We start from the raw sequence: 16763 nt of genomic DNA on the forward strand, positions 1-16763 counted from the left end.
ATGCCGGTGGGCCGGACACCGCAAGGCTAAGGAGCGGTGATCGCGGCCACCAGAGGGAGATCGGGGAAAATGCGGGCCGGTCAGGCGCGGCGGGAGCGCGGCAGGGCGAGGGCGGCACCGGCGGTCGCCACCAGCAGCACGGCGGAGACGAGGACGCTGAGGTGCATGCCGTGGACGAAGGTGGCGCGCTGGGCGACCAGGGCCCCGAAGGCGGCCACCGCGAGGGCGCCACCGGTCTGCCGTCCGGCGTTGAGCACCCCGCCGGCGAGCCCGGCCCGCTCCGCGGGGACGTCCCCGAGCATGGCCGCGGTCAGCGACGGCACCGCGAAGCCCAGCCCGACGCCCATCGGCACCAGCAGCAGCGCGGTCAGCAGCCGGGGGGTGTGCGCGTCCACCGCGAGCAGCGAGAACAGCCCGGCGGCGCAGACCAGTTGGCCGATGGCGATCGGCACCCGCGGACCGAACCGGGCGGCGGCCCGGGCCGACCCCACGTTGGCCAGCGCCACCAGCGCCGTCATCGGCACGAACATCACCCCGGCGCCGACCGCGGAGAGCCCGAGCACCTGCTGGAAGAAGAGGCCGACGACGAAGACGGTGCCGTAGAAGGCGGCGTTGACGGCGAAGCCGATCAGCAGCGAGACGCCGACGGTACGGGAGCGGAACAGGCTCAGCGGCACCATCGGGTCGGCCACCTTGGCCTCGACGGCGACGAAGGCGGCCATCGCCAGCACCGCCAGCGCCAGCGAGCCGATCACCTGCGGCGAGCCGAAGCCGGCGCCGCCGCCCTCGATCACCCCGTAGGTCAGCGCGGCCAGCGCGACGACGGCGGCGAGCTGACCGGGCAGGTCGAGCGCGGCGTGGCGGCGCGGCGATGCCGGCACCCGGGCCAGCACCAGCAGCGTGACCAGGCCGACCGGCAGGTTGAGGAAGAAGATCGAGGGCCACCCCAGGGAGCTGGTGAGCGCCCCGCCCACCACCGGCCCGGCCGCGGTGGAGACGGCGCCGCCGACGGTCCACAGCGCGATCGCCCGGGCCCGCTCGGCCGCCTGCGGGTACGCCTGGCGTACCAGGGCGAGCGAGGAGGGCAGCATCACGGCCGCCGCGGTACCCTGCACGATGCGGGCGCCGATCAGCAGCGACAGCGAGGGGGCCAGGCCGCAGGCGGCGGAGGCCGCGGTGAAGACGGCGAGGCCGGCGGCGAAGACCCGGTTGGCGCCGAGCCGGTCCGACAGCGCGCCCGCCGACAGCAGCAGCGCGGCGAACATCAGGGTGTAGGCGTCGACCACCCACTGCAGGCCGGTGGTGGCGCCGCCGAGCGAGCGGCCCATGGCGGGCAGCGCCACGTTGACCGCGGAGGCGTCCAGCCCGATCACGAAGAAGCCCAGCAGCGCGGCGCCGAGGACGAGGGCGGCCGGGGGCCTGCGCGTCCCGCCGGTGCCGTCCGCCGCCGTGCCCCGCCGGGTGGCCGGGTCCGCCGCCGTGCCGCCGTGTGTGGCCGGTGTCCGTTGCAGTGTGCTGCCGCCCATCGGTGTCCTCCCGTTCCCGCCCGGCGTTTCTCACCGGGACGGCACCAGCCTCCCGGGATCCGGCCGCCGCAGACAGACCGGGAACATCCGGGGAGCGCCGTGCCGGGGTGTGGCACGGCCCCCCTGCGGGCCACCCGCGCTGGCAGACTGGAACGCATGAACGAGCAGAGCGAGTTGGGGCGTTTCCTGCGGGCGATACGGGAACGGACCCGTCCGGCCGACGTGGGCCTCCCGCCCGGCTCGGGGGTCCGCCGCACCCCCGGTCTGCGCCGCGAGGAGCTGGCGACCCTGGCCGGGGTGAGCATCGACTACTACACCCGGCTGGAGCGCGGCAGGGAGACCCGGCCCAGCCCCGCCGTCGTCCAGGCGCTCGCCGACGCGCTCCGGCTGGACGACGACGAGCGCGACTACCTCCAGGGGCTGGCCAGCCAGGCGGCGCGGCGGGCCCCGCAGCCGCGGCGGCGGGCCGCGCGCACCGTGCGCCCGACGCTCCACCTGCTGCTGGAAAGCGTCCGCCCCAACCCCGCCTACGTGGTCAGCCGCACCAACGACCTGCTGGCCGCCAACCCGGCCGGGATGCGGCTGCTGCACGGCATGGCCGACTGGCCCGCCCGGCAGCGCAACACCATCCGCTACACCTTCCTCCACCCGGCCGCCCGCACCCTGTGGCCCGACTGGGACGCCAAGGCCAAGGGGTGCGTGGCCCATCTGCGCGCGGTGGCCGGCACCGACCCCGACGACCCCGACCTCGCCGCGCTCGTCGGCGAACTCCTCGTCAAGAGCCCGGAGTTCGGCAAGCTGTGGGAACGGTACGAGGTGCGCACCATCGGCGACGGCGCCAAGCGCTTCCTCCACCCCGAGGTGGGCGACCTGACGCTCTGCCACGAGGTGGTCAACCTCAACCGCACCGACGGCCAGCGCCTGGTGATCTACCTCGCCGAGCCCGGCACCCCGGACCACGACGCGATGACCCTGCTCGACCTGGCGGTGGACGGGCTGCCGGCCGCCGACGACATGCTGGACGCGGTCACCGGGGCGCAGGACGCGCCGCACGGCGGATGAGCGCGGCCGTCCGCGTCAGGTGGACGCGGGGGGCCGCCGGCCGCGTTCCAGCAGCCGCAGCGCGCGCACGGTGACCTCGGTGGCGAACCGTTCGTCCGGGTGGGTCAGCTGGTGGCCGAAGGCCCGGTCGAGCAGGCGCAGCCGGTAGCGCACGGTCTGCGGGTGCACCCCGAGGGCGTCGGCGACCTGGGCCGCGGTGCCCCGGGTGGTCAGCCAGGTGCGCAAGGTGTCCAGCAGCCGGGCGCGCTGGGTGGGGGTGAGCCCGGTGAGCGGGGCGAGGTACTTGCGGGCGAGCTGGTCGATCAGGGCCGGGTCGCCCAGCAGCCACAGCGACAGCAGATGGTCCTCGGCGTGGACCAGCGGCGCGTCGCCGATCACCCCGGACTCGGCCAGCGCCAGGGTGTGGCGGGCCCAGCGCAGCGAGTGGGCCGCCTCGCCGAGCGCGGTGGTCAGCCCCACCGCGGCCCGGCAGCCCCGCAGCGCCGTCTCCAGCGCGGCACGGCGGCCGTCGGCCAGCGGGCCGGGGACGAGCAGGTGGGGTTCGGAGCCGGTGAGGTCGACCAGGACGTCGTGGTCGAGCGCGGTGCGGTCGGGCTGGGCGCCGGGGGCGAGCGCGACCAGGGTGACCTCGTCGGGGAGGCGCCAGCCGGCGTGGTCGGCCAGTTCGGACAGGGCGCGGCGGGAGACCGCGGGGCCGCTGAGGATGCGCCGCAGCAGCCGTCTTCGGCGGTTGTCCGGGACCTCGCCGAGTTCCGCCATGGCCTGCTGGTAGCCGGCCCGGGAGAGCTCCACCATCTCGCCGAGGTAGCCGAAGAGGGCGTCGGCGAAGGCCAGGATCACGGTGGCCGACAGGTTGTGCCGCCGCCCGACCGTCCTGGCCCGGCGTAACGCCACCTGGCAGCCGATGCGGTAGGCGGTGTGCAGGTTGTCCAGGCTGCGCCCCTCGTACGCCTCGAAGCGGCCGAACTGCTGGCAGATGTCGTCGCGCAGCGCGGTGGTGGCGGTGGGGGCGGCGATCTGGTCGACGAAGGTGGCGATGTTCTGCTCGATGCCCACCCGGATGATCCGGCCGTAGGGCCCGTCGAACAGCGGCGCGTACTCCGGCACGGCGGCGGCGATCTCGGCGGTCATCTCCCGCCACAGGCTGGGCAGTTCGGGCCGGATCATGGCGGCCAGCTCACGGGGCAACGGACCGATCGGCTCGACCCGTTCGGGGCGCCGCTTGGTCTCGGTCACACCATCCCCCCTCACGTGGCACCGGTCGGTTGTCACCGGTGTGAGGACTCCTCGCGCCATCGGCACGTCATGGCTGGCTGAAACATAGACCACCCGGCTCCGGAACGCAGCAGCCGGGAACCGAAACATTCCCCGCGGTACGCACCGGCCCCGCGCGCCCCTGACGTCCCGGGGGGTGGAAAACCACTCACTTCCGTATGACGCGCCACCGAATTCTGTTGCGCCGCTCATAAGAAAGAACTCGGTGCCCGGTTCCCCGGTCGAATCTGGAACCCGAGTATTGCGGCGCTGGGTTACCCATGCGTAACGTCGTTTTTCGCGAAGGGCAGCCGATGGGATTCGGTGCCACGTTCCAGGTAGTGAGTCGCAACCGGAATGCCACCTGCGGGTGACGCCTATTTCGGTTTGTCGGGTACGTCAGCTCCCAGGAAAGGATCAGCCCGTGCGCAAGATGACCAAGAGCGCCTTGGTGGCCGCCGCGGTGGCCGCGTCGGCGGGCCTCGCCATGTCCCCCGCCTCGGCCTCGACCACCGCGACGTGGACGGTGACCCCCGGTGGGGCGTTCACCGCGACCGCCTCGTCGCCGACCCTGACCGACAACAGCACCGGAACGCAGCTGAGTTGCACCTCGTCCGCCGCGAGCGGCACGCTGAAAAGCGGTTCCGGGCTCTCCGGCACCGGATTGGCGAGCGTCAATTCGGTGAGCTGGAACAGCTGTGTCGGCCCGCTCGGCATCACCTTCACGGTGACCGCGAAGAACACCCCGTGGTCGCTCAACGGAACCTCGTACAACTCCTCGACGGGCGTCACCACCGGCACCCTCACCGGCGTCGAGGCGCACATCAGCGGCTCCGGCTGCACCGCCGACTTCGGCAGCACCAGCGCCACCACCCCGGCCACCCTGACCGGCAGCTACTCCAACTCCACCCACACGCTGTCCATCAGCGGCGGCAACCTGACGGCGTACAACGTCTCCGGGCTGTGCCTCGGGCTGCTGAACAGCGGCGACTCCGTCACCTACCAGGCCGACTACGTTCTCAACGGGTCCCAGACCGTCACCTCGCCCTGACGTGACGGCGTCCCCGGCCCCGGTCCGCCCGCGGACCGGGGCCGGCGGTGGCCGGCCGTCCGCCGAATACGCAAGGGAATACGAGATTCCGGCCGGGATCTGTCAATCGGTGACAAGAAATCCAGCGCCACCGGATCGGTGCGCAATTCCTGCGCGCGATCACTTGTCCTGGCTTGTTACCCGACCGTAGTGTCCTGCGCCCGAAGAGATGTCCGGCCCGCTTGGCCCGGCACGACCGGCGCGGAACGGCCCGAGGAGGCCAGCGAATGACAGGTGGCGCCCTGCGGTGGTCCGACGGCGCCCGGCGGGCCCGGCGGCCGGCCGCGGTGGCCGTGGCCATCGCCCTGGCCGGGGTGCTCCCGGGCACCGGCTCGGCCGCCGGCGGCACGGAGCCGGCGCTGACGGTGGCCTACTCCTGCGCCACCCCCACGGCCACCGCCGACGCCGAGGTCACCCTCGCGCAGAGCTACCCTGCCACCGGCACCGCCGGCCACGCCATCCAACCCGGACCGCTGACCGCCCGGGTCACCCTCGGCCACGCCACCGCCGCCTGGCTGCCCGCCGGAACCGTCCAGGTCACCGCCACCGCGACGCTGACCGCCCACGTCACGCAAGGGCCCGCGCGCGCCGACGCCACCTGGCCGGGGCTGGCCGCGCCGCCCGTCACCGTCCCCGCCGACGGCGACCTGACCCTCGCCGCCACCGGTGCGGTGACCCCGGTGACGGTGGACGGCACCGGCGAGGTGGCCTTCGACGCCGGGACGCTCACCCTGGCGCTGCGCACCCAGCGGGCCGACGCCACCGCGACCACGCCCGCCTCGGTGACCGCCGCCTGCACCCCGAAGCCGGGGCAGGACACCCGGCTCGGCACCGTCCCGGTACCGCCGGCCACCGGACCCTCCGCGCCGCCGACCGCCGGCCCCTCCGGCACCCCGGCCACCCCGGCGCCCTCCGGGACCCCCGCCCCGGGCACCGCCCACCGACGGCACGCCATCGAGGTGGCCCGTCCGGCCGATGACGGCGACGGGCTGTGCCCGCCCGCGCCCACCGACCCGCCGGACCCCGCACGGCTGCCGAAGCCGCCCACCGGGGCGATCGTGCTCCCCGCCCCCGGCGCCCCGCCACTGCCGGTCACCGCCGGCTGCGCCTACGTCGCCGGCTACGCCAACGTCCGCAAACTCGACGGCGCCGCCCTCATCAACGACCCGCACCGGCACCCCGCGCTCGCCCGGGTCAGCATGGGCGTACGCCGCGTGCTGCGGCTCCACGCGCCACCGGGCGAACAGCCCTACATCGAGTACGACTCGGTGGCCGCGCTGAAGCTCCCGCCCGCCGACACCACGTTCCTGACCTACGGCTTCATGCCCACCACCGCCACCATGGAACTGGTGCCGGACGGCCCGATGACGATCGTGCAGACCGGCTACCCGTTCTTCAAGCAGCCCACCTTGACCACCATCGGCGGCTACCAGACGATCCGCCTGCGCGACGTGCGGGTCAACGGCACCCCGCTGGACGTCGGCCCCGACTGCCGCACCGTCCGCCCCGTCGACGTGGTGCTCCACGGCCGCCAGGACGCCTACCTGCCCGGCGGCGGCGACGGCAAGCCGGACTACACCATCCAGACCGGCGGACCGCTGGCCGCGAAAGACCTGGTCATCCCGGCCTTCACCGGCTGCGGGGCGCACGGCGAGAACCTCGACGCGCTCTTCACCGCCGCCATCTCCGGCTCCGGCAACTCGCTCAACTTCGTCCAGGGCCCGCTGTGCGTCCCCACCGACGACCCCAGCCAGCGGGCCTGCCCCGCGCCGCTGCCGCAACTGCCGCACCACTGACGGACAAGCCCACCGGGAGGTGAGATGGGAATCGAAGTAGTCGTCGAGGGGCTGACCAAGTCCTTCGGCAGCCAGAACGTATGGCAGGACGTCACCCTCACCCTGCCGCCCGGCGAGGTCAGCGTGATGCTCGGCCCCTCCGGCACCGGCAAGACCGTCTTCCTCAAGTCACTGATCGGGCTGCTCAAGCCGGAGCGCGGCCGGGTGCTGGTGGACGGCGTGGACATGGTGGGCGGCCGGGAACGCGACATCTACGAGGCACGCAAGAAGTTCGGCCTGATGTTCCAGGACGGCGCCCTCTTCGGGTCGATGTCGCTCTACGACAACATCGCCTTCCCGCTGCGCGAGCACACCCGCAAGACGGAGTCGGAGATCCGCCGCATCGTGATGGAACGCATCGAGACGGTCGGACTCCTCGGCGACGAGGGCAAACTGCCCGGCGAGATCTCCGGCGGCATGCGCAAACGCGCCGGCCTCGCCCGCGCCCTCGTGCTCGACCCGCAGATCATCCTGTGCGACGAACCCGACTCCGGACTCGACCCGGTGCGCACCTCGTACCTGTCGCAACTGCTGATCGACCTCAACGCGCAGACCGACGCGACGATGCTCATCGTCACCCACAACCTCGAGATCGCCGCCACCGTGCCGGACAACATGGGCATGCTCTTCCGGCGCAACCTGGTCACCTTCGGCCCCCGGGAAGCGCTGCTGACCAGCGAGGAACCGGTGGTACGGCAGTTCCTGACCGGGCACCAGGCCGGGCCGATCGGGATGTCGGAGGAGAAGGACGAGGCCACCCTCGCCGAGGAGGAGGCGAGCGGGGCCGCCGCCGGCGTCGCGCCGCGTGGCATCGTCCCGCAGTTGCAGCCCTCGCCGGGGCTGCCCGCCCGGCAGGCGGTGGTGCGGCGCCGGGCCCGGCTGCTGGCGATGTGGGACACCTTCCCGCCCGCCACCCGGGAGGCCATCGGTGCCGGGCCGGCCGCGTCCCAGGGGGGACCGGCATGAGCCGTACGGCACCCGCGCCCGCCGGGGAGGCGGCGCCGCCCCGGCCGCGCCGCCGGATACCCGGGCTCGGCGCGCTGCGGGAGTCCGGGCGGCTGTTCGCGCTGGCCGGGACGACGGTGCGGGAGGCGTTCCGCCGCCCGTTCCAGACCCGGGAGCTGATCGAGCAGTTCTGGTTCGTGGCCGCGGTGACGATCCTGCCGGCCGCGCTGGTCTCCATCCCGTTCGGCGCCGTCATCGCGCTGCAAGTGGGCTCGCTGGCCCAGCAGTTGGGGGCGCAGTCGTTCACCGGCGGGGCGAGTGTGCTGGCGGTGATCCAGCAGGCCAGCCCGCTGATCGTGGCGCTGCTGATCGCGGGCGCGGGCGGCTCGGCGATCTGCGCCGACCTCGGCTCGCGCACCATCCGCGAGGAGCTGGAGGCGATGGAGGTGATGGGCGTCTCGCCCGTCCAGCGGCTGGTGGTGCCCCGGGTGCTCGCCTGCATGCTGGTGGCCGTCCTGCTCAACGGGCTGGTGTCGGTGGTCGGCACGCTCGGCGGCTACTTCTTCAACGTCATGCTCCAGCACGGCACCCCGGGCGCCTACCTGTCGAGCTTCTCCGCCCTGGCCCAGCTCCCCGACCTGTACATCAGCGAGATCAAGGCGGTGGTCTTCGGCTTCATCGCCGGGGTGGTCGCCGCCTACCGGGGGCTCAACCCGCGCGGCGGCCCCAAGGGCGTCGGCGACGTGGTCAACCAGTCCGTGGTCATCACCTTCCTGCTGCTGTTCGTGGTGAACGTCGTGCTCACCGCGATCTACCTCCAGCTCGTGCCGCAGAAGGGGGCCTGAGGATGACCACGGCCCGCCCGAGCAGATGGCTGCACTGGCTCGACGAGACCGGCGACCACCTGCTGTTCCACCTCGCCGCCGTGGCGTGGACCCCGCGCACCCTGCGCCGCTACCTCAAGGAGATCCAGCGGCTGCTGGCCGAGGTGGTCTTCGGCACCGGGGGCCTCGGCGTCATCGGCGGCACCATCGGCGTGATGATCGGCATGACGCTGGCCACCGGCACCGTCGTCGGACTCCAGGGGTACGCGGCCATGAACCAGCTGGGCACCACCGCGTTCACCGGGTTCATCTCCGCCTACTTCAACACCCGGGAGATCGCCCCGCTGGTCGCCGGGCTCGCCCTGTCGGCCACCGTGGGCGCCGGCTTCACCGCGCAGCTCGGCGCCATGCGCATCAACGAGGAGGTGGACGCCCTCGAAAGCATGGGCGTCCGCAGCCTGCCATACCTGGTGACCACCCGGGTGGTGGCCGGGGTGGTGGCCATCGTGCCGCTGTACGGCATCGGGCTGCTCAGCTCGTACGTGGCCTCCCGGGTGGTGACGGTCTTCGTCAACGGGCAGTCGCAGGGCACCTACGACCACTACTTCAACCTGTTCCTGTCCCCGCAGGACGTGCTGCTGTCGGCGCTGAAGGTGCTGATCTTCAGCGTCATCGTGATCCTGGCCCACTGCTACTACGGCTTCCACGCCAAGGGCGGCCCGGCCGGGGTGGGGATCGCGGTGGGACGCTCGGTGCGCAACGCCATCGTGATCATCAGCGTCACCGACTTCTTCCTCAGCCTGGCGATCTGGGGCGCCACCACCACCGTCCGGGTGGCGGGATGAGCGCCCCGGCCCCGCACCGCCGGGGAGAACGCGCGGCCACGCTGCGCCGCCGCACCGCCGGGGTGGTCTTCCTGCTGGTCCCCGCGCTGCTGGCGTGGCTGGCGGTGGCCGTCTACGACAAGTCGTTCAGCGACACCGCCACCGTCACCGTGGAGACCGGCACGGCCGGCAACGAGATGCGGGTGGGCGCCGATGTGAAGCTGCGCGGCGTGGTGGTCGGCCGGGTCTCCCGGATCACCGCCGACGGCGGCGGGGCCCGGCTCACCCTCGCCCTCGACCCGGGCCGGCTGCCCGCCATCCCGGCGGACGTCTCCGCCCGGATGCTGCCCACCACCTTGTTCGGCGAACGGTACGTGGCCCTGGTGCCCGCCCCCGGCACCACCACGGCCGGCGCCCGGCTGGCGGCCGGCACCGTCATCCCGCAGGACCGCTCCGCCGACGCCGTCGAACTGCAACAGGTCCTCGACCACACCCTGCCGCTGCTCACCGCCGTCCAGCCGCAGAAGCTCGCCGCCACCTTGAACGCCGTCGCCACCGCGCTGCGCGGACGCGGCACCGAACTGGGCACCACCTTGCTGCGCCTCGACTCCTACCTGCGCGAGCTCAACCCCGAACTGCCCGCCCTCAACGCCGACTTCCACGAACTGGTGCGGGCCAGTGACGTCTACGCCGACGCCGCCCCCGACATCGTCCAGGCGCTCACCGACTTCACCACCACCAGCGGCACCCTGGCCGAACAGCGCGCCCGACTGGCCACCGTCTACGGCGCCGCCACCACCACCGCCCAGGACGTCACCACCTGGCTGCGGAACAACCGGGAGAACGTCATCCGGCTCGCCGCCGACAGCCGCGGCACCCTGGAACTCCTCGCCCGCCACGCCCCGGCCTTCCCCTGCACCCTGCACACCCTGGCCGCCTTCGTCCCCGTCATGGACACCGCCCTCGGCAAGGGCACCGACGAACCCGGGCTGCACGTCACCGTCACCACGGTGCCCTCCCGCGGCCGTTACCTGCCCGGCGCCGACACCCCGCGCTACGACGCGAGCGGCGGCCCCCGCTGCTACGCGGTGCCCTACACCGGCGACCCGGCGCCCACGGCGGTCTCGGGCAACGGCACGTCAAGCACCCTCGGGCTGCCCAACTCCCCGCAGGAGAACGAACTCGTGGACGAACTGCTGGCCCCCGGGATGAAACGCCCGGCCGCCTCGCTGCCCGACTGGAGCAGCGTGCTGGCGGGGCCGGTGTTCCGCGGCGCGGAGGTGACGGTGAAGTGACACGCCGGGGCATCACCGCACCGCTGGTCAAGTCGCTGGTCTTCATCGCGGTGACCGCGCTGGCCACCACGGCGCTGGCGCTGGGCATCGCGGGCGGACAGGTCGAGGGCACGGTGGCGTACCGGGCCCGGTTCACCGACGTCACCGGGCTGACGGTGGGCGACAGCGTACGGATCGCCGGCGTCACGGTGGGCCAGGTGGACGGCGTCGGGGTGGTCGACCACCGGATCGCCGAGGTGCGCTTCTCGGTGGCCCGCGACCACCCGCTGCCCGCCTCCGTCACCGCCGCGGTGAAATACCTCAACCTGGTCGGACAGCGCTACGTCGACCTGGGCCAGGGCAGCGGACCGGTCGGCCGCACCCTGCCGCCCGGCTCCGTCATCCCGCTGGACCGCACCAGCCCCGCCCTCGACCTCACCCAGCTGTTCAACGGGTTCCAGCCGCTCTTCCAGGGGCTGTCGCCCAGGGACGTCAACCAGCTCGCCACCGAGATCGTCCAGGTGCTCCAGGGCGAGGGCGGCACCGTGGACACCCTGATCGGCACCGTCGGCTCGCTGACCACCACCCTGGCCGCCAAGGACAAGGTGATCGGCGAGGTGATCGACAACCTCGGCGCCGTGCTGAAGACCGTCGACGACCACCGGGCCGGCTTCGACGACCTGGTCGCCACCCTGCAACAACTGGTGACCGGGTTCGCCGCCGACCGGGAACCGCTCGGCGAGTCGATCACCGCCGTCTCCCAGCTGACCACCAGCACCGCGGACCTCCTCCAGCAGGGCCGGGCCCCGCTGAAGGACTCCATCGCCCAGCTCGGCCGCCTCTCCGGGAACCTGGCCGCGGGCACCCCGCAACTGGAGGGCTTCTTGCGCAACACCCCCGCCAAGATGCGTGCCGTCGGCCGCCTCGCCAGCTACGGCTCCTGGCTCAACCTCTACCTGTGCCAGGCGAAGGTCACCGGGGTCACCACCGCCGACGGCAGCAAACCGCCCACCGGCATCCCCGTCACCCAGCCGAGGTGCCGGTCATGAGGGCCCCCTGGCGCCGCGCCGGACGGCGGCGGGGCCCGCTCTTCACGCCGCTGCGGGAACGCAACCCGGTGCTCGTCGGCGCCGCCGGACTGCTGGCGCTGGCGCTCGCCGCCACCCTGGCCTGGAACGCCGACGCGCTCCCGTTCATCGGCGGCGGCACCACCTACCACGCCGACTTCACCGAGGCCGCCGGGCTCACCCCCGGCAACGAGGTGCGGGTCGCCGGGGTGAAGGTCGGCAAGGTCACCGGGGTCGCCCTGGACGGCGCCCGGGTGGAGGTCACCTTCGAGGTGAAGGACACCTGGATCGGCGACGCCAGCACCGCCGCCATCGGCATCAAGACCCTGCTGGGCGAGAAGTACCTGGCCCTCGACCCGCTCGGGGCCGCCCCGCAGAACCCCGCCACCCGCATCCCGGTCACCCGCACCACCTCCCCGTACGACGTCACCCAGGCGCTCGGCGGACTCGGCAGGACCCTCGGCGCCCTCGACACCCGGCAGCTCGCCCGCAGCTTCCAGGCGGTCTCCGACGCCTTCCGGAACACCCCGGCCTCGGTACGCGGCGCGGTCACCGGACTGACGGCGCTCTCCCGGACCGTGGCCAGCCGCGACGCCCAGCTCGCCCGGCTGCTCGACGCCAGCAAGGACGTGACCCGCACCCTGGCCGGCGACGACGACCACGTCGAGAAGCTCATCGGCGACGGCAGCGCCCTCCTCGGCGAACTCCAGCGCCGCCGCGACGCCGTCCACGCCCTGCTCACCGGCACCCGCGACCTCGGCACCCAACTCACCGGGCTGGTACGGGAGAACGAACGGCAGCTCGCCCCCACCCTGGACGCCCTCGACCGGGTCACCTCGGTGCTCCAGGCCAACTACGCGAACCTGCAACAGGTGCTCGCGCTGGCCGGCCCCTACTACCGGCTGATCGGCAACACCCTCGGCAACGGCCGCTGGTTCGACACCTACCTGTGCGGACTGGTGCCCAAGGACTACCTGCCGCCCGGCACGCCCCCGGCCACCGGGTGCATGCCGCCGAAGCCCGCGGGCGGTGGGCGATGAGGAGGTGGACGCGCGTGTGGCGGATCCGGCGCCCGAGGCCGGGCCGATGGCGGCCGGTCGCCCTGGTCACCGCGGCCGTACTGGTGGTGGCCGGCGGCACGGCGGCCGGGCTGGCGCTGACGTCCGGGCCGCCGGACCTGCGCGTCACCGCCTGGTTCGACCACACCGTCGGCGTCTACCCCGGCTCCGACCTGCGGGTGCTCGGGGTGAAGGTGGGCACGGTGGACGCCGTGGTGCCGCAGGGCCGACGGGTCCGGGTGACGCTGACGCTCGACCACGGCGTCCCGGTGCCGGCCGGCGCCCACGCCGTGGTGGTCGCCCCCAGCGTGGTCGCCGACCGCTACATCCAGCTCACCCCGGCCTGGACCGGCGGCCCCCGGCTCGCCGACCACGCCGTCATCCCGGTCGAACGCACCGCCACCCCGGTGGAGATCGACCAGCTCTACACCAGCGTCACCGACCTCGCCGACGCCCTCGGTCCCAAGGGCGCCAACGCCACCGGCGCCCTGTCGAGACTGCTCGATGTCGGAGCCGCCAACCTCAAGGGCAACGGCAAGGCCATGGGCGAGACCATCGACCAGCTCGGCCAGGCCGCGAGCACGCTCGCCGGCCACCGCGACGACCTCTTCGCCACCCTGTCCTACCTCCAGACCTTCACCGCCATGCTGAAGAAGAACGACAGCCAGGTGCGCACCGCGGTCAGCCGCCTCGGCGACGTCAGCACCTTCCTCGCCCAGGACCGCCGCGACCTCGGCGACGCGCTGCGCCAACTGGCCACCGCGCTCGGCGAGGTGAAGGGCTTCATCCAGGACAACCGGGCCCGGCTCAGGACCAGCGTCGACAAGCTCACCCCGCTCACCCAGGCCCTGGTCGACCAGCGCGCCTCCCTCGCCGAACTCCTCGACACCGCGCCGCTCGCCGCCGACAACGCGCTGAGCGCCTACGACCCCGCGCACCGCACCCTGGACGGCCGCGGCGACCTCAACGAGCTGAGCATGGGCCCCGGCGCCAAGGCGGACACCGGCCCGCCGCTGCCACTGCCCGGCGTCGGCACCCCGCGCACCGGGGCCGCCCGATGAGGCGCCGCACGCTCACCGCCGCCGCGCTCGCCCTCGTCCTGTCCGGGGCGAGCGGCTGCTCCGCCACGCTCGGCACCGCCGGTGACCTGCCGCTGCCCGGCGGCGCCGACCTCGGCGGCCACCCGTTCCGGATCACCGCCGAGTTCACCGACGTCACCAGCCTGGTGCCGCAGGCCGCGGTCAAGGTCAACGACGTGGCCGTGGGCCGGGTGACCGGCGTCGCGGTGACCCCGGGCAGGTGGACGGCGACGGTGACCATGAAGGTCAACGGCGCGGTGCGGCTGCCTGCCAACGCCTACGCCCGGGTGGCCCAGTCCAGCCTGCTGGGCGAGAAGTACGTGGAGCTGTCCGCCCCGCCGGACGGGCGCACGGCGACGGGCCGGCTGACCGGCGGCGCCGCCATCCCGGTGTCCCGCACCGACCGGGACCCGGAGGTCGAGGAGGTCTTCGGCGCCCTGTCGATGGTGCTCAACGGCGGCGGGGTGGCCCAACTGCGCACCATCACCACCGAGTTGAACAAGGCACTGGCCGGCAACGAACCCCAGGTGCGGTCACTGCTGGGCCGGCTCGCCACCCTCACGAGCGACCTCGACGCGCACCGCGGCGAGATCACCGCCGCCCTCGACGGGGTGGACCGGCTCTCCGCCACCCTGGCCACCCGCGACCGGCAGATCGGCACCGTGCTCACCGGGCTGAGCCCCGGACTGAAGGTGCTGGACCAGCAGCGCGGCGCCCTGCTGACCATGCTCCGCTCGCTCGACGCCCTCTCCTCGGTCGCCGTGGACACCGTCAACCGGAGCAAGGACGACATGGTCGCCGACCTGACCGCGCTCGCCCCGACGCTGCGCCGACTCGCCGACGCCGGCAAGGACCTGCCCGACTCGCTCCAGGTGCTGCTGACGTATCCGTTCACCGACGAGGTGCTGCGCGGCATCAAGGGCGACTACCTCAACGTCTACCTCGACCTGACGGCCGCCCCGGGCACCCGGGTGATCCCGCCGATGGACCCGGACGACAACGTCTACCCGCAGGCTCCGGCCCGGCGCGGCGCCGCCGCGCCGCCGCTCCCGCTGCCGTCGACGGTCACCCCGGCGCCGTCCCCGTCCCCGTCCGCGTCCACATCCCCGCCCCCGTCCCCGGCGAAGTCCCCGTCCTCGTCCTCGTCCGCACCGGCGGGAGGCCACTGATGCTCACCCTCGCCGCCCGGCTGAAGAACCTGGCCTTCCTGGTGATCGCGGTGCTGGTGCTCGGCTACCTCGCCGTCCGGTACGCCGGGCTCGGCCCCTACCTGGGGATGCGCGGCTACTACGCGGTCAGGGCCGAACTGCCCAGCAGCGGCGGGCTGTTCGAGCACGCCGAGGTCACCTACCGCGGGGTGCGGGTGGGCACCGTCGGGCCGATCACGCTCACCGCGGACGGCGTGGAGGCCCAGTTGCGCATCGACGACTCGGCGCCGCCGATCCCCGCCCGGCTGCACGCCGTGGTGGCCGACCTGTCGGCCGTCGGCGAGCAGTACATCGACCTGCGGCCCACCACCGACGGCGGCCCCTACCTCGCCGACGGCGCCCGGGTCCCGGCCGCCGAGACCAGCGTCCCGGCACCGGTGACCAACCTGCTCACCAGCGTGGACAACCTGACCGCCTCCGTCCCGCTCACCTCGCTGCGCACCGTGGTCGGCGAGCTGGGCGACGCCTTCGCCGGACAGGCCGGCAACCTCCAGGCGCTGCTGGACAACGGCTCGAAGTTCGTCGCCTCCGCCGACCAGGCGCTCCCCACCGACCGGACGCTGATGCGCGACGGCGCCACCGTGCTGCGCACCCAGGCCGACGAGGGCCAGGCCATCTCCGGCTTCGCCACCGGCGCCCGGGAACTGGCCGGGCAGCTCGCCGCCTCCGACACCGACCTGCGCCGCGTCATCGCCGCCGCCCCCGAGGCGGCCGGCCAGGTCAGCGCGTTGCTGCGGGACCTCGACCCCGACCTCAGCGTGGTGCTGGCCAACCTGCTGACCACCTCCGAGGTGGCCGTCACCCGGCAGCACGGCACCGAGGAACTCCTCGTCCGGCTGCCCGCGCTGGCCGCCGCCGGCTCGACCGCCGTCACCCCCGCCGGTGCCCGCTTCGGCATGGCCGTCACCTTCTTCGCCCCGCTGCCGTGCACCGCCGGATACGCCGGGACGACCTACCGCAACGGCCTGGACGTGAGCCCGGGCCCGGCGTGGAACACCGGTGCGCGCTGCACCGCGCCGCCGGGCAGCGGGACCGACGTGCGGGGGTCGGCCAACGCCCCCTCCGGCGGCCCGGTGCCCTCGCCGGCCCGGCCCGGGTCACTGCTGCCGCACGCCGCCGGTGCCCAGGGACTGCCCGGTGCGCTGTCGTTGCCGGCGCTGCCGTCGGGCGGGCCGTCCGGCATGGCCGGGCTGCTCGGGCTCGGGGGCGGACGGTGACCCGGCGGCGGGTGGCCTGGTGGGCGGCGGGCGCGGTCGCGGTGGCGCTGTGCGCCTTCTCCGGCTGGTGGTACGCCGCCGCCCGCACCGATTCCGCGCTCTCCTACGGCACCGCCCGGGACGCCGTACTGGCCGCCGCCCGCCTCCAGATCACCCGGCTCGGCAGCGTGGACGCGGGCCATGTGGACGCCGGGCTCGGCCAGTGGCTGGACGCCACCACCGGACCGTTGCACGACCAGCTCGGCCGCACCCGGGCGAGCGACGCGGCCGGTCTGAGGAAGTCCGGCAACTCCGCCCGCACCACGGTCACCGACGCCGCCGTCACCGAACTGGACGACCGGGCCGGCACCGCCCGGGCCATCGCCACCGTCACCGTACGGATCACCCCGCGCGACGGCACGGCCACCACCGACCGCAAGCGCTTCGAGGCCGCGCTGGCCCGCACCCCCGCGGGGTGGAAACTCACCGCGCTCTCCGCCGTACCGGTCGGCGGAGGCTGA

At 73.8% G+C, this 16763-nt stretch carries 16 protein-coding genes; 13 read left to right on the forward strand and 3 right to left on the reverse strand.

The genetic code is table 11. The features are described from left to right. Window positions 1-80: 80 nt before the first annotated feature. Window positions 81-1526 carry an MFS transporter gene (locus SCATT_RS15125; RefSeq protein WP_014143947.1) on the reverse strand — a complete coding sequence of 482 codons (1446 nt, stop codon included), beginning with the start codon at window positions 1524-1526 and terminating at the stop codon, window positions 81-83. 156 nt (window positions 1527-1682) lie between these two features. Between SCATT_RS15125 and SCATT_RS15130 the strand changes: the two genes are divergently transcribed. After that, the gene (locus SCATT_RS15130; RefSeq protein WP_014143948.1) at window positions 1683-2588 is read left to right on the forward strand and encodes a helix-turn-helix transcriptional regulator; all 906 of its coding nucleotides are present in this window, start codon (window positions 1683-1685) and stop codon (window positions 2586-2588) included. 15 nt (window positions 2589-2603) lie between these two features. Here SCATT_RS15130 and SCATT_RS15135 read toward each other — a convergent pair whose 3' ends face one another. Together SCATT_RS15135 and SCATT_RS39570 are read right to left on the reverse strand one after the other, a co-directional pair. Continuing rightward, complete coding sequence (locus SCATT_RS15135; protein ID WP_014143949.1) at window positions 2604-3824, reverse strand: helix-turn-helix domain-containing protein; 1221 nt, start codon at window positions 3822-3824, stop codon at window positions 2604-2606. Between the two features lie 435 nt (window positions 3825-4259). Continuing rightward, a complete protein-coding gene (locus tag SCATT_RS39570) occupies window positions 4260-4586 on the reverse strand; it encodes a hypothetical protein (RefSeq protein WP_231905095.1) in 327 nt (108 codons plus the stop codon). Between SCATT_RS39570 and SCATT_RS39575 the strand changes: the two genes are divergently transcribed. From SCATT_RS39575 to SCATT_RS15195, 12 genes are all read left to right on the forward strand, one after another. Continuing rightward, window positions 4570-4893: a hypothetical protein gene (locus tag SCATT_RS39575; protein WP_231905096.1), complete on the forward strand. Its 324-nt coding sequence runs from the start codon at window positions 4570-4572 to the stop codon at window positions 4891-4893. The genes SCATT_RS39570 and SCATT_RS39575 overlap by 17 nt on opposite strands. A gap of 266 nt (window positions 4894-5159) precedes the next feature. Then, window positions 5160-6728, forward strand: coding sequence for a DUF6801 domain-containing protein (locus tag SCATT_RS15145; protein ID WP_014143952.1), 1569 nt, complete (start codon window positions 5160-5162; stop codon window positions 6726-6728). Between the two features lie 24 nt (window positions 6729-6752). Continuing rightward, window positions 6753-7733, forward strand: a complete 981-nt coding sequence (locus SCATT_RS15150) for an ABC transporter ATP-binding protein (RefSeq protein ID WP_014143953.1) — start codon at window positions 6753-6755, stop codon at window positions 7731-7733. Beyond that, window positions 7730-8557, forward strand: a complete 828-nt coding sequence (locus SCATT_RS15155; RefSeq protein ID WP_014143954.1) for an MlaE family ABC transporter permease — start codon at window positions 7730-7732, stop codon at window positions 8555-8557. Before SCATT_RS15150 ends, SCATT_RS15155 begins: the two co-directional genes overlap by 4 nt. A 2-nt stretch (window positions 8558-8559) precedes the next feature. After that, window positions 8560-9381, forward strand: a complete 822-nt coding sequence (locus SCATT_RS15160; RefSeq protein WP_014143955.1) for an MlaE family ABC transporter permease — start codon at window positions 8560-8562, stop codon at window positions 9379-9381. Then, window positions 9378-10655, forward strand: a complete 1278-nt coding sequence (locus SCATT_RS15165; RefSeq protein WP_014143956.1) for an MCE family protein — start codon at window positions 9378-9380, stop codon at window positions 10653-10655. Before SCATT_RS15160 ends, SCATT_RS15165 begins: the two co-directional genes overlap by 4 nt. Beyond that, the gene (locus SCATT_RS15170; RefSeq protein ID WP_014143957.1) at window positions 10652-11683 is read left to right on the forward strand and encodes an MCE family protein; all 1032 of its coding nucleotides are present in this window, start codon (window positions 10652-10654) and stop codon (window positions 11681-11683) included. Before SCATT_RS15165 ends, SCATT_RS15170 begins: the two co-directional genes overlap by 4 nt. Beyond that, window positions 11680-12741, forward strand: coding sequence for an MCE family protein (locus tag SCATT_RS15175; protein ID WP_014143958.1), 1062 nt, complete (start codon window positions 11680-11682; stop codon window positions 12739-12741). The genes SCATT_RS15170 and SCATT_RS15175 overlap by 4 nt, the downstream gene beginning before the upstream one ends. Next, window positions 12738-13820, forward strand: coding sequence for an MCE family protein (locus SCATT_RS15180; protein ID WP_014143959.1), 1083 nt, complete (start codon window positions 12738-12740; stop codon window positions 13818-13820). Before SCATT_RS15175 ends, SCATT_RS15180 begins: the two co-directional genes overlap by 4 nt. After that, window positions 13817-15007, forward strand: a complete 1191-nt coding sequence (locus SCATT_RS15185) for an MCE family protein (protein ID WP_014143960.1) — start codon at window positions 13817-13819, stop codon at window positions 15005-15007. Before SCATT_RS15180 ends, SCATT_RS15185 begins: the two co-directional genes overlap by 4 nt. Beyond that, a complete protein-coding gene (locus SCATT_RS15190) occupies window positions 15007-16263 on the forward strand; it encodes an MCE family protein (RefSeq protein WP_014143961.1) in 1257 nt (418 codons plus the stop codon). The genes SCATT_RS15185 and SCATT_RS15190 overlap by 1 nt, the downstream gene beginning before the upstream one ends. Further along, entirely contained in the window at window positions 16260-16763 is a 504-nt protein-coding gene (locus SCATT_RS15195; RefSeq protein WP_014143962.1) for a hypothetical protein, read from the forward strand. Before SCATT_RS15190 ends, SCATT_RS15195 begins: the two co-directional genes overlap by 4 nt.

Origin of the sequence: Streptantibioticus cattleyicolor NRRL 8057 = DSM 46488 (genome assembly GCF_000240165.1) — a bacterium.
In the GTDB taxonomy this organism is placed as follows: Bacteria; Actinomycetota; Actinomycetes; order Streptomycetales; family Streptomycetaceae; genus Streptantibioticus; species Streptantibioticus cattleyicolor.

Bases quoted from the DNA above. Each gene is read 5' to 3' on its own strand.
- SCATT_RS15125 (WP_014143947.1), bottom strand. From the start codon at position 1,526: ATGGGCGGCAGCACACTGCAACGGACACCGGCCACACACGGCGGCACG.
- SCATT_RS15130 (WP_014143948.1), top strand. From the start codon at position 1,683: ATGAACGAGCAGAGCGAGTTGGGGCGTTTCCTGCGGGCGATACGGGAA.
- SCATT_RS15145 (WP_014143952.1), top strand. From the start codon at position 5,160: ATGACAGGTGGCGCCCTGCGGTGGTCCGACGGCGCCCGGCGGGCCCGG.
- SCATT_RS15150 (WP_014143953.1), top strand. From the start codon at position 6,753: ATGGGAATCGAAGTAGTCGTCGAGGGGCTGACCAAGTCCTTCGGCAGC.
- SCATT_RS15155 (WP_014143954.1), top strand. From the start codon at position 7,730: ATGAGCCGTACGGCACCCGCGCCCGCCGGGGAGGCGGCGCCGCCCCGG.
- SCATT_RS15160 (WP_014143955.1), top strand. From the start codon at position 8,560: ATGACCACGGCCCGCCCGAGCAGATGGCTGCACTGGCTCGACGAGACC.
- SCATT_RS15165 (WP_014143956.1), top strand. From the start codon at position 9,378: ATGAGCGCCCCGGCCCCGCACCGCCGGGGAGAACGCGCGGCCACGCTG.
- SCATT_RS15175 (WP_014143958.1), top strand. From the start codon at position 11,680: ATGAGGGCCCCCTGGCGCCGCGCCGGACGGCGGCGGGGCCCGCTCTTC.
- SCATT_RS15180 (WP_014143959.1), top strand. From the start codon at position 12,738: ATGAGGAGGTGGACGCGCGTGTGGCGGATCCGGCGCCCGAGGCCGGGC.
- SCATT_RS15185 (WP_014143960.1), top strand. From the start codon at position 13,817: ATGAGGCGCCGCACGCTCACCGCCGCCGCGCTCGCCCTCGTCCTGTCC.
- SCATT_RS15190 (WP_014143961.1), top strand. From the start codon at position 15,007: ATGCTCACCCTCGCCGCCCGGCTGAAGAACCTGGCCTTCCTGGTGATC.